The sequence below is a fragment of the Streptomyces shinuiensis genome (assembly GCF_043660855.1).
Lineage (GTDB): Bacteria > Actinomycetota > Actinomycetes > Streptomycetales > Streptomycetaceae > Streptomyces.
This window is the reverse complement of the sequence record NZ_JBIHML010000001.1, coordinates 3,745,126-3,755,000: the sequence shown is the minus strand read 5'-3', so window position 1 is coordinate 3,755,000 and position 9,875 is coordinate 3,745,126. Positions and strand designations below refer to the sequence as shown.

Here is a 9,875-nt window from a genome sequence, read left to right as displayed (position 1 = left end):
CGGGCACTTCGCGGGGCTGGACCTGTCGCGGGTGCCGGACGGTCTGTGGCTGGCCGTACGGCAGTACCTGCTGCGTGCGGACCAGCTCGATCCGCAGGTGGGCTGGTCGATGGCGCAGCGTCTGGCGGCCGACGTGGCGGGCTTCACCGGGGCCCCCGTACCGGAGGGTATGCCCCCGGCCGTGTACCTGTCCGGTGTGGTGGCCGAGCGGCAGGGGCGGGACGCGCGGCGGGCCTTCGGGGAAGACGCCCGGCCGGAGGCCGGGCGGAACGGCTCCGCGTGGCCGGTCTCCCCGCCTCCGGCGACTCCCCCCGCCTCCCCTCCCTCCGCCCCTCCGGCACCCGCGCCGTCTCCGCGGCAGCCTTCTGCCGGTGCCAGTGACGGCGGCGAGGCGGACGGACCGCCTACCGGCTTCGTTCCCCCGGCCTGACGCCGGTCCGGCAGCCCGGCCGGGCGGGTCAGCCGAACGTCGACGGCGGTGACTCCAGGTCCTCCAGCTCGATGCCGGGGGCGGCCAGGACGACGTCCCCGGCGATGTGCACGGAGTGCCGCTCGCCCGTCTCCAGATCGTCGACCCGGTAGTGGTCCACGGTCAGCGGGCCGCTGTCGGTGGCGTGCGCTTCGCTGTCCACCAGCGCCCAGGCCTGGTCGAGGGTGCGGGGGGCGAGTACGGGGGGCGCGAAGGCCACGAGGCGGACGCGGGCGGCCGGTGCGCCGGGCGCAGGACGCAGCAGCCGGGCGATGGCGACGAGGAACGCGGGGGACGCGCCGGTGAAGGCATGGGCGGGCGCGTTGCCCTCCTGCGCGTGCTCTCCGGCCGGGTCGGCGCGTACCCAGGTCACGCCGTCGAGGGCGGCGCCGCGCACCTGCCAGCGGGGGGTGGTCAGTTCGAGGCGGAGGGGGCGGCCGAGGCCGTCCAGGGTGAGGTCGACCGAGCCCGCGCGTTCGCCGGAAGGGTCGGTGAGCTGTGAGACGTACCGCCAGCCGGACGGGCCGGTGGCGCACTGGAAGTGCTCCTCGCCCAGGGGGGCGCGGTCGTGCGGGTCGTGGACTGAGTAGCGGCCGCGGGGCATGACGGGTTCCTTACGGGCCAGGCCCCCGCCGTGGAGCGGGGGCCTGACGGTGTCGCCTGTCTGCTGTGTGACGTGCCGTGTGCCGGCGTCGGTGTCAGTAGCGGTAGTGGTCGGGCTTGTACGGGCCCTCGACGGGCACGCCGATGTAGGCGGCCTGCTCCGGACGCAGCACGGTCAGCTTCGCCCCCAGCGCCTCCAGATGGAGACGGGCGACCTTCTCGTCCAGGTGCTTGGGCAGCACGTACACCCCCACGGGGTAGGCGTCGGGCTTGGTGAACAGCTCGATCTGGGCGATGGTCTGGTTGGCGAAGGAGTTGGACATCACGAACGACGGATGCCCGGTGGCGTTGCCCAGGTTCAGCAGCCGACCCTCGGACAGTACGATGATCGACTTTCCGTCGGGGAAGGTCCAGGTGTGGACCTGCGGCTTGACCTCGTCCTTGACGACGCCGGGGACCGCCGCCAGGCCGGCCATGTCGATCTCGTTGTCGAAGTGGCCGATGTTGCCCACGATCGCCTGGTGCTTCATCCGCGTCATGTGCTCGGCGAGGATGATGTCCTTGTTGCCGGTCGTGGTGACGAAGATGTCCGCGGTCTCCACCACGTCCTCCAGGGTGGCGACCTGGTAACCGTCCATCGCCGCCTGCAGCGCGCAGATCGGGTCGATCTCGGTGACGATCACCCGCGCGCCCTGGCCGCGCAGCGACTCCGCACACCCCTTGCCCACATCGCCGTACCCGCACACCACGGCCACCTTGCCGCCGATGAGTACGTCGGTGGCGCGGTTGATCCCGTCGATCAGCGAGTGGCGGCAGCCGTACTTGTTGTCGAACTTCGACTTGGTCACCGAGTCGTTGACGTTGATCGCCGGGAAGAGCAGCACGCCGTCGCGCTGCATCTCGTACAGCCGGTGCACCCCGGTGGTGGTCTCCTCCGTCACCCCGCGGATCTCCGACGACAGCCGCGTCCACTTGGTGGGGTCCTCCCCCAGGGTGCGGCCCAGCAGGCCCAGGATGACCGCGTGCTCCTCGGACTCGGCCGTGGAGACGTCCGGCACCGAGCCGGCCTTCTCGTACTCCACGCCCTTGTGGACCAGCAGCGTGGCGTCACCGCCGTCGTCCAGGATCATGTTCGGCCCGCCGGTGGGCTCGCCCGGCCAGGTCAGCGCCTGCTCGGTGCACCACCAGTACTCCTCCAGGCTCTCGCCCTTCCAGGCGAAGACGGGTACGCCCCGCGGGTCGTCGGGGGTGCCGTCCGGGCCGACCGCGATGGCGGCGGCGGCGTGGTCCTGGGTGGAGAAGATGTTGCAGGAGGCCCAGCGCACCCGCGCGCCCAGCGCCACCAGGGTCTCGATCAGCACGGCCGTCTGCACCGTCATGTGCAGCGAACCGGTGATCCGCGCCCCGGCCAGCGGCTGGGCGGCGGCGTACTCGCGGCGAATGGCCATCAGGCCGGGCATCTCGTGCTCGGCCAGCGTGATCTCCTTGCGGCCGAACGCCGCCAGGGACAGATCCGCCACCTTGAAGTCCCGTGCTGTACCGGTCGAAGCGCCGGTCGAAGTGGCGGTTGCGTCGGTCGATGCGCCGGTGGGCGCGTCGGTCGTCGTCATGTGAGAGCTGCTCCTCGGAATCGGTCGAGGTGGTACGGCTGGCTGGTCTGCGGCAGCGGGCAGGTGCGCGGGACCCGGGCACGACGGCGGTCCGCCGTCGTGTGCCGCCGTCACCGTACGCACCATACGAACGTACGTGTCCCCCGGCCGCAGCGCAGTCCGTCGGAGGCCCTCTCTCCCTCGGCCGGCCCGTGCGGCCGCCCGACCGCCATCAGCAGCGACGTCTGTGCCTCCCCGAGGCTACACGTTCGGTGCGTCACCCGGACGGGACAGGGCTCCGGAAGACGGGCGGCACCGTGGGATTCCGGCCATGGGAGCGGGGACGGCCGTGACGCGGAAGCGGCCCGGGAAGGTTCCGTCCCGGGCCGCTTCCGCGTCGGTGTCGCCGTGCCGCCGCTCAGAGCGCCACGGCGGCGTCCTTCGTCTCGTCCGCCCGGTATATGTCCGGCTCCAGGTAGATCACACGGGCGATCGGGACCGCCGCGCGGATGCGGTGCTCGGCCTCGTCGATCGCCCGGGCGATCTCGGTCGCCGACTCGTGGCTCTCCACCGCGATCTTGGCGGCGACCAGCAGCTCCTCCGGCCCGAGGTGGAGCGTGCGCATGTGGATGATCCGGGTGACCCGCTCACCGTCGACGATCGCCTCGCGGATCTTGCCGAGCGCCTCCGGGTCGGCCGACTCGCCCAGCAGCAGGGACTTGGTCTCCACGGCGAGGATGATCGCGATGAGGACGAGCAGCACACCGATGCAGATGGTGCCGATGCCGTCCCAGACCGGGTCGCCGGTCAGGAGCGCCAGCCCGACGCCGGCCAGGGCCAGGACGAGGCCGACCAGGGCGCCGAGGTCCTCCAGGAGCACGACCGGCAGCTCGGGCGCCTTGGCCCGCCGGACGAACGCCGTCCACGACTGCGTGCCGCGGATCTCGTTGGACTCCTTAATCGCGGTCCGGAAGGAGAAGATCTCGGCGATGATCGCGAAGACCAGGACGCCCACCGGCCAGTACCAGTGCGAGAGTTCGTGCGGGTGCCGGATCTTCTCGTAGCCCTCGTAGAGGGCGAAGAGGCCGCCGACCGAGAACAGGACGATGGCCACGAGGAAGGAGTAGATGTAGCGCTCGCGCCCGTATCCGAAGGGGTGCTCCTCGCTCGCCTTCCTCTTCGCCTTCTTGTGGCCGAGCAGCAGCAGTGCCTGGTTGCCCGAGTCGGCGACGGAGTGGACGCCCTCCGCAAGCATCGACGAGGAGCCGCTGAAGGCGAACGCCGCGAACTTGGCGACGGCGATGGACAGGTTGGCGCCCAGTGCGGCGACGATCGCCTTGTTTCCGCCCGATGCACTCATCGTCCTGGTTCCGCCTGACGCACTCGTGACTCCGCTCCCCCGCCTGGAGGAGGGGGGCTTTCAGCCCGAAGGCTGCGGTCCAGCCCGAACCGGCCCCTCTCGGAGCAGACAGAAGCTACCACACGCCCGTGACGGCCCAGCCGCCAACAGAAGCCGGGGATCACCGCGTTGGAAGACCGGCGGAAGGAAGGCGCTCCCGGGGGCCTCCCGGCCGGTTCCCGGACAAGGCCCTCGGCCGCGGCTACACGGCCACCGTCGCGCGGAAGAGAGTGCCGCTGCCGAGAACCGCGACGCGCTCGCCCGCCCGTACGAAGGCCGACCGGCCCCGGGGGAGGACGAGTTCGCCGCCCGCACCGCCCGCGGTCACCTCCCGCAGGGTGATCTCCCCTTCCGTGCACAGCAGGATCTGGGGCGTGCGGTCTTCCAGGTCGTGCGGCTCGGAGCCGGGCGCCAGAACGTACCGGGAGAGCCGGAACTCGTCGACGGGCGCCGCGTACACCTCCTCGCCCCCGGACGTGGCGCGCGGCCGCAGCACCTCCGGCTCCATCGGCTCGAAGCGGACGACGCGCAGCAGTTCGGGGACGTCCACGTGCTTGGGGGTCAGGCCGCAGCGCAGCACGTTGTCGGAGTTGGCCATCAGCTCCACGCCCAGGCCGCCGAGGTAGGCGTGCGGGACGCCGGCACCGAGGTAGAGGGCTTCACCGGGCTCCAGGCGCACGACGTTGAGCAGCGTCGCGGCCAGGACACCCGGATCGCCGGGGTAGTGGCCGGCGATACCGGCGTAGGCGGCGTACTCCCGGGCGTACGGTCCTTCCCCGGCCGCCAGTCGCCGTGCCGCCGCGGCCGCCGCGCCGACGGTCTCCGCGATCGCCTCCCGGTCGGCGGAGAGTACGGCGGTCAGCACCTCGCTCAGCGCCTCGTCCTCGGGCCGGGCGCGCAGGATGTCCGCGTACGGCTTGAGGCCGCCGACGTCCAGGGCCTCCAGCAGGTCGGCGGTCCCGGCGGGGCGGCGGAAGCCGCACAGGCCGGTGAAGGGCGTGAGGGCGCAGACGAGTTCGGGTTTGTGGTTGGCGTCCTTGTAGTTGCGGTGCGGGGCGCCGGCCGGGATGCCGCGCTCCTCCTCGTCGGCGAAGCCCTCCCTGGCCTGGGCGAGGTCGGGGTGCACCTGGAGGGAGAGCGGGGAGGCGGCCGCCAGCACCTTGAGCAGGAACGGCAGCCGCGGTCCGAACGCCTCGACGGCCGCCGGGCCCAGCTCGCCCTCGGGGTCGGCCGCGATCGCCTCCGACAGGGGTGTCCCGCCTCCGCGGTCGGTCCGTGACGGCGCGCCGGGGTGGGCTCCCATCCACAGTTCGGCCTGCGGCTCGCCGGTGGGCTCGGTGCCGAGCAGTTCGGGGATGGCTGTGGTGGAGCCCCAGGCGTAGGGGCGCACGGTGTTGGTGAGGAGGTCCATGCGGGATGGTGTCCTTGGGTTCTCGGGTCCTTGTTCCGGGCCCGGACCTCGTCGTCCGGGCTCTGACGGCTCTGACTGTGCCGACGGCCCGGGGCGGGCGCCCCCGTCAGCGCCGCTCGCCGCCGGCGAGCGCGAGGTAGACGGCGGCGAAGTCCACTGTGGCGAGCAGTTCGGCGGTGGCCTCGAGCGTGGTGCTGCCCTCGGCCGGCTCCAGTTCGCTGACCGGGGCGCCGTGCCCGTACGCCAGGTCGCGGGCGGCGACGGCGGCGGAGTGGGCAGCCGGGGGGCCCTCACGCAGGAGGACGATCCGGGCGCGCATCGCCTCGGGCTCCTCCACCCTGTCCCGGAAGAAGTCGTCGGTGTTCTCCGCGCCCGCGAAGGAACCGGTCAGCAGGGCGCCGTGTGTGGTGAGCGCCTCCGGCAGGAGGGCGGCCAGCGCCGGGCGGCCGACGAGCGAGGTGAGGGTGGTGGCGAAGTGGCGGGCGGCAGCCGCCGCGACGGTGCCCTCGCTCCACAGCAGCGGCAGCGCGTCGGAGAGTTCCGCGGCCAGGGTCTTGGCGGGGTTGCCGTAGGTGGCGGCGGCGGGGCCGCATCGCTCGGCGACCCGGTCGAGGCGGTCGGCGAGCGCGGCGAGCCCCTCGGGGCCGGCGGTGGCCAGGCCGAGCCGGTCTGCCAGGGCGAGGAGCGGGGTGAGCAGCGCCCACAGGACACCGGGGGCGGCGGGCGGGGCCGGGCTCTGCCGCTCGTAGGCGTCGCGCGGGTCGGGGCCCTCGTAGTGTTCGCCGGGCGCCTCCGCCAGCGGTACGGCCAGGCCGCGGGCCTGGATGGTCGCCTCGGCCAGCGGAGCGGGGGCGGGGCTGACGGATACGACGTTGCAGCCCCGGCGGTACGCCTGCTCGGCGAGTGCGGTCAGGCCGCCCTCGTGGCCGTCCGGGGTGGCGAGCAGCAGCAGGTCCAGGGGACCGGCCCAGCCCGGCAGCGTCCAGCGCAGCGCGCCGGGGTCGGGCAGGGAGCCCGTGGGGTGGAGCGGCATGACGGGGACGGCCCCGTTGCCGAAGGCCGCGAGGAGGTCGGCGACGCAGGCGACGGCCGGTCCGCTGCCGGCGACGAGGATGGCGCGGGGGCGGCCGTCGGGACGCAGTTCGGTCAGTCCCGCCTCGGCGGCGTGCCGCAGGGCCGTACGGGCGCGGGCGCCGGAGGCGGCGGCCCCGCGCAGCAGGCCGTGGGTGTCGGCTCCGGCCAGGGCGTCGGGGGCGTCGAGCAGGGTCTCGTCCAGCATGTGCGGCCTCTCCGGTCGCCGGGGGCGGTCGTGCTCAGTCGGGACGGCGTGCCTCGTCGACGAGGAGGACGGGGATGCCGTCCCGGACGGGGTACGCCAGTTTGCACTCGCTGCCGCCGCAGACCAGTTCGTCGCCCTCCTCGTGGAGGGGGGAGTGGCACGCCGGGCAGGCGAGGATCTCCAGGAGACCGGCTTCGAGCGGCATGGGGTGCGTCCCTTCGGGGCGGGTGCTGTGCTGCTTCGTGGTGCTGTCGTGCGGTCAGCGTACCGCCGGGGGGCCGCTCCCCGTCGGCGGGTGCCGTGGCGGGCGGCACCGCGCCACGGCACGGCGGCGCCGGAACCGGTGGCCGGCCCCGGCGCCGCCGTGCGGTGCCCGACGGCCCGGCCGTCAGGCGCGGACGATCGCCAGCACCTCGTCGCGGACCCTGGCGGCCGTCTCCGCGTCGCGTGCCTCGACGTTCAGGCGCAGCAGCGGCTCGGTGTTGGAGGGGCGGAGGTTGAACCACCAGTCCGGCGACGTGACCGTCAGACCGTCCAGCTCGTCCAGCGTCAGGCCCTCGCGGCCAAAGTAGGCGGCCTTCACCGCGGCCGCGCTTCCCGCCTGGTCCTCGACGGTGCTGTTGATCTCACCGGAGGCGGCGTAGCGGTCGTACCGGGCTACCAGTTCCGAAAGGGTGCCCCGCTGTTCGCCGAGTGCGGCCAGGACGTGGAGGGCGGCGAGCATGCCGGTGTCGGCGTTCCAGAAGTCCCGGAAGTAGTAGTGCGCCGAGTGCTCGCCGCCGAAGACCGCGCCGGTGCGTGCCATCTCCTCCTTGATGAAGGAGTGGCCCACCCGGGTGCGCACCGGGGTGCCGCCCGCCTCCTTGACGACCTCGGGGACGGACCAGGAGGTGATGCAGTTGTGGATCACGGTGGAGCCGGGGTGCTCGGCCAGCTCGCGCTCGGCCACCAGGGCGGTGATCGCCGAGGGTGGGACGGGCTCGCCGCGTTCGTCGACGACGAAGCAGCGGTCGGCGTCGCCGTCGAAGGCCAGGCCGATGTCGGCGCCGGTCTCCCGCACCCGGGCCTGGAGGTCGACGATGTTGGCCGGATCCAGCGGGTTGGCCTCGTGGTTGGGGAAGGTGCCGTCGAGCTCGAAGTACATCGCGTCCAGCTCGACGGGCAGACCGTCGAGGACAGTGGGGACGGTGTGGCCGCCCATGCCGTTGCCCGCGTCGACGACGGCCTTCAGCGGGCGGATGGCGGTGAGGTCGACCAGCGAACGCAGATGGGCCGCGTAGTCGGCCAGCACATCCCGCCTCGTGATCGTTCCCGGCTTCTCCACCGGCCCGGGAGCCCCGGTGGCGGCCCACTGCTCCACCAGTGCGCGGATGTCGGCCAGGCCGGTGTCCTGGCCGACGGGGGCGGCGCCGGCCCGGCACATCTTGATGCCGTTGTACCGGGCGGGGTTGTGGCTGGCGGTGAACACAGCGCCGGGCAGGCCGAGCCGGCCGCTGGCGAAGTAGAGCTGGTCGGTGGAGCACAGGCCGATCTCGGTGACGTCGGCGCCGCGGGCGGCCGCTCCCCGTGCGAAGGCCCGCGACAGGCCCGGCGAGGAGGGGCGCATGTCGTGTCCGACCACGATCGCGCTCGCGTCCGTGACCGTCGCGAACGCCGCGCCGAACAGCTCGGCGAGGGGTTCGTCCCACTGGTCGGGCACCACACCACGTACGTCGTACGCCTTCACGATGTGTGACAGGTCAGGCACGGTCCACCCCTTCTGGAGTATCTGGTGACACCCCAAATGTAACGGGGCGATCAGTTCTCGGGGGACCGCAGTACCCGCAGGTGGCCACGTCGGGCCACCTCCATCAGATCCGTCTCGCGCACGCCGCCGGAGCCGGGCTGCTCGGTGGGGGCCGGCTTCCTGCGCTGCGGGGTGCGGGCGGCCTCGCGGACGGCGTTGGCCAGGGCTTCGAGATCATCGCCGCTGGGGCGGGCGGGGCCCGCGTCCACGGCGAGGCGGACGACCTCCCAGCCGCGCGGGGCGGTCAGCCGCTCCGAGTGCTCCGAGCACAGGTCGTAGCAGTGTGGTTCGGCGTAGGTGGCGAGGGGGCCGAGGACGGCCGTCGAGTCCGCGTAGACGTACGTCAGCGTCGCCACGGCAGGGCGGCCGCACGCGGTGCGCGAACAGCGACGTACAGGGCTCACGATGTTGGACGGTACCGCACTCTTGAGCGGGCCGCGACGACTCTCCGGGAGGTCACCCTGTTGTGTCGTGGCGGCCCGCCGGGATCCCGCGCCGCGGCGGCGGACGGGCCGGCCTGGCGGGGGCCGGAAAAGTCCGGTTGGCGGCGGGGCGGAAGCCGGACATAGGCACCGTTACCCCTTCGTTCGGATTCCGTCATCGAGGAGCGAGCATCGATCGGGGGGTTGTCCGAAACGGCACCGTGGGAAAACAGAACCGGCCGGTCTCCGGCAGCCGGTGGCGGCCGCCGCCCCGTGCCCCGGGACGCGCGGGGCCGTGTGCGACGGTGCGCGGCTGTGCGCGACGGCCCGCGACGGCGGTGCGGGAGGGCGGGGTCGCGTCGTCCCCGCTCCCCGGTCCCCTCCGGACGGCTACTCTCAAGGTGATGAGCAACCCCGTACCGCCCCGCCGGCCCGATCCGCGACCGCGTCGCCGGGATCGCCATGGACGCGGCATGCGCGGCCCCATCGCGCCGCCCCAGGTGCCGCTCGCCATGAGCCGCGCCGACGCCTTCGACGACCTGGTGCGCGACTCCGCCGACCGGCTGGAGAGGCAGTGGCCGCAACTGTCCGGGGTGGAGTTCGTGGTGCAGGAGGTGCCGCCGGCCGCACCGGAGGGCGGGGGCGGGCCCGACGGCTGGATCGACGGCTGGCTCGGCGGACCGGACAGCGTGCCGCTCGGCCGGTACGCGGCCGCGCGGGACGGCCGCCCCGACCGCGTCGTCGTCTACCGGCGGCCCATCGAACTGCGCGCCAGGACGCGCGACGACCGGGCGCTGCTCGTCCACGAGGTGGTCGTCGAACAGGTCGCCGAACTCCTCGGACTGGCCCCGGAGTCGATCGACCCGCGTTACGGGCAGGACTGAGACGGGAACGGGCCCGGGCCGCGCCCTTGAGGG

At 73.4% G+C, this 9,875-nt stretch carries 10 protein-coding genes (1 of these 10 running past the window's edge); 2 read left to right on the top strand and 8 right to left on the bottom strand.

The window, feature by feature from the left end:
* Positions 1-430 carry the 3' portion of an RDD family protein gene (locus ACGRHY_RS17135; RefSeq protein ID WP_394636206.1) on the top strand. Its footprint begins 503 nt before the window's first position, so the window shows 430 of its 933 coding nt (coding positions 504-933); its start codon lies beyond the left edge, outside the window; its stop codon occupies positions 428-430.
* 28 nt (positions 431-458) lie between these two features.
* Here the strand turns inward: ACGRHY_RS17135 and ACGRHY_RS17130 are convergent, their stop codons facing one another.
* The 8 genes from ACGRHY_RS17130 to ACGRHY_RS17095 form a co-directional block, all read right to left on the bottom strand.
* A complete protein-coding gene (locus ACGRHY_RS17130; protein WP_394636205.1) occupies positions 459-1,073 on the bottom strand; it encodes a hypothetical protein in 615 nt (204 codons plus the stop codon).
* 94 nt (positions 1,074-1,167) lie between these two features.
* Positions 1,168-2,682: an adenosylhomocysteinase gene (gene ahcY / locus ACGRHY_RS17125; protein WP_394636204.1), complete on the bottom strand. Its 1,515-nt coding sequence runs from the start codon at positions 2,680-2,682 to the stop codon at positions 1,168-1,170.
* Positions 2,683-3,079: 397 nt separating this feature from the next.
* Positions 3,080-4,021 (bottom strand): cation diffusion facilitator family transporter, encoded by a 942-nt coding sequence (locus tag ACGRHY_RS17120; RefSeq protein ID WP_394636203.1) that lies wholly within the window; start codon positions 4,019-4,021, stop codon positions 3,080-3,082.
* Positions 4,022-4,262: 241 nt separating this feature from the next.
* A complete protein-coding gene (manA, locus tag ACGRHY_RS17115; RefSeq protein WP_394636202.1) occupies positions 4,263-5,471 on the bottom strand; it encodes a mannose-6-phosphate isomerase, class I in 1,209 nt (402 codons plus the stop codon).
* 106 nt (positions 5,472-5,577) lie between these two features.
* A complete protein-coding gene (locus tag ACGRHY_RS17110) occupies positions 5,578-6,750 on the bottom strand; it encodes an SIS domain-containing protein (RefSeq protein ID WP_394636201.1) in 1,173 nt (390 codons plus the stop codon).
* Positions 6,751-6,784: 34 nt separating this feature from the next.
* A complete protein-coding gene (locus ACGRHY_RS17105; RefSeq protein ID WP_394636200.1) occupies positions 6,785-6,955 on the bottom strand; it encodes a Trm112 family protein in 171 nt (56 codons plus the stop codon).
* A 183-nt stretch (positions 6,956-7,138) separates the two neighbouring features.
* Positions 7,139-8,497, bottom strand: a complete 1,359-nt coding sequence (locus tag ACGRHY_RS17100) for a phosphomannomutase/phosphoglucomutase (RefSeq protein WP_394636199.1) — start codon at positions 8,495-8,497, stop codon at positions 7,139-7,141.
* Between the two features lie 50 nt (positions 8,498-8,547).
* Complete coding sequence (locus ACGRHY_RS17095) at positions 8,548-8,943, bottom strand: DUF3499 domain-containing protein (protein ID WP_237880924.1); 396 nt, start codon at positions 8,941-8,943, stop codon at positions 8,548-8,550.
* 419 nt (positions 8,944-9,362) lie between these two features.
* Here ACGRHY_RS17095 and ACGRHY_RS17090 point away from each other — a divergent pair, with 419 nt between their 5' ends.
* Positions 9,363-9,842 (top strand): metallopeptidase family protein, encoded by a 480-nt coding sequence (locus ACGRHY_RS17090; protein ID WP_394636198.1) that lies wholly within the window; start codon positions 9,363-9,365, stop codon positions 9,840-9,842.
* The last annotated feature ends 33 nt before the right edge of the window (positions 9,843-9,875 follow it).

Excerpts from the sequence above, each read along its gene's own strand:
- ACGRHY_RS17090 (WP_394636198.1), top strand. The coding sequence starts at position 9,363 with ATGAGCAACCCCGTACCGCCCCGCCGGCCCGATCCGCGACCGCGTCGC.
- ACGRHY_RS17105 (WP_394636200.1), bottom strand. The coding sequence starts at position 6,955 with ATGCCGCTCGAAGCCGGTCTCCTGGAGATCCTCGCCTGCCCGGCGTGC.
- ahcY (WP_394636204.1), bottom strand. The coding sequence starts at position 2,682 with ATGACGACGACCGACGCGCCCACCGGCGCATCGACCGACGCAACCGCC.
- ACGRHY_RS17130 (WP_394636205.1), bottom strand. The coding sequence starts at position 1,073 with ATGCCCCGCGGCCGCTACTCAGTCCACGACCCGCACGACCGCGCCCCC.
- ACGRHY_RS17120 (WP_394636203.1), bottom strand. The coding sequence starts at position 4,021 with ATGAGTGCATCGGGCGGAAACAAGGCGATCGTCGCCGCACTGGGCGCC.
- manA (WP_394636202.1), bottom strand. The coding sequence starts at position 5,471 with ATGGACCTCCTCACCAACACCGTGCGCCCCTACGCCTGGGGCTCCACC.
- ACGRHY_RS17110 (WP_394636201.1), bottom strand. The coding sequence starts at position 6,750 with ATGCTGGACGAGACCCTGCTCGACGCCCCCGACGCCCTGGCCGGAGCC.